This is a genomic window from Pseudarthrobacter sp. NPDC059871 (assembly GCF_042731175.1).
GTDB lineage: Bacteria > Actinomycetota > Actinomycetes > Actinomycetales > Micrococcaceae > Arthrobacter.
This window is the reverse complement of sequence record NZ_JBHWJV010000029.1, coordinates 1-1,486: the sequence shown is the minus strand read 5'-3', so window position 1 is coordinate 1,486 and position 1,486 is coordinate 1. Positions and strand designations below refer to the sequence as shown.

The window sequence follows — 1,486 nt, the reverse complement described above, 5'->3', positions numbered from 1 at the left end:
CAAGACAAGAACCCAGCTTCAGGCACAATAGAACAGCAACCCGTGGCCCTGTTTTCAGTCGGCAAAACTGGCCCTATTTTCGGTTGGCGTTAACATACGTGGGAAGCTACGACGTGTTCCTCGGAGGAGGTCGCAAGGGCAGGAACTTTGTAGGCGACGCGACCACCGTTTGTGATGATGGATCTTCCGAATATGTCAGCAATGGAACCCCTTGCCACACGTTCTTTTTGCAGGTCTGCGAGCTGCTGCACGGAAGGAATCGGTGCCACGCTGATTAACCCCATCAGGGCTGACATCGTGTCCTTGCCTTGAACACTGGCCTCGGCAGCTCGGGCGATGTCACTTAGGTCGATGGACCCGCTTTCGATAAGTTCGAACTCCTCGGTTGCACGAAGGGAATATTCACGATGTAACCCGCGAATTTCAGCCAACCTCGCTTCCAGACCTCGCTCTTGGCGATACTTGTGTGAGGTTCCTCTATAGAGCTGGATGGCAGACTCAAGGTGATAGGCCGCCACCATGAAACTCGGGTTATCTCCGCCCGCACGTTCGCCACCTTCTGCGACGGCAGCCTCCGCCAGTTTAATCGTTATGTCGTCGGCTCGGGTCGAGATTCCCGCAATCTGATACCACTCTCGCGCGCACTCCAAGAACTGCAGTCCACCTACCAGCCCAGTCGTCGGCTCCACCTCACCGCAATTCGCCAGGGTGTTCGCAAATTCTTCAGCCCGAGATGAGCCGATTCGATGTTTGACCATCATTCGCGACAGCATGATGGCCAGAGCACCACCTTCGAGTGCAAGCTTCATCAACCTTTCGGACAGGTAGGCTTCGATCTGTTTCGCTTTTTCCGAAGTCGCCTTCCCTAGGCTTCGGGCCAGCATCGCCGCTCTTTCCCAGACGTCTACGAGGCCGGGCTCATACTCGCTGCTTTCAATTGGAATCTGGGCGTAGAGGTCGAGCGCAGCAACGGCGTGTGCAATTCCGGAGCCATGGCGCCTCGCCCACAAAACATCGTGGACGCGGGCGGCAAGATCGACTCGTGTTATTTGGTCGACGATCGACGACAGAAGATTCAAGTCGTCAGCGGACAGGTCTTCGATGGCGAACGACCGTCTTGTGTCGACCACAGCCAGTGGCGCAAACGGCGCATTCGTTTTGGACCCGACGATGATCAAGGAACAGACGTCCGCTAGGAGCTTCCAAGTACCTGATTCTGCAGCCGCATCTTTCTCCAGTGCACCGACGACAGCGCGGCAAGTCATAGAGACGTCGTAAAAGTCGGCCAGCGCTACACCGGAGAATCGCGCTTCTTGGGCCCCCCAGGCAAAACCATCTTGTTTATTCGCCAAACTTCGCACCTTATCTTTTGTCGTTTCTGCCTCGTGTCCTGTCGGTGACGGTCGAAAACTGAGCCATTGTGACGGTTGAAAACTGAGCCACCCGTTCCAAACGATTGGGTGGGTGATCACAGTGGAGGATTGGG

The 1,486-nt window shown here is 55.8% G+C and carries 1 protein-coding gene; it reads right to left on the bottom strand.

Annotated features, from left to right (window positions below; genetic code table 11):
- Window positions 1-89: 89 nt before the first annotated feature.
- Window positions 90-1,486 (bottom strand): hypothetical protein (locus ACFV4R_RS20165; protein WP_377204339.1); only part of this gene is annotated, 1,397 nt, incomplete at its 5' end.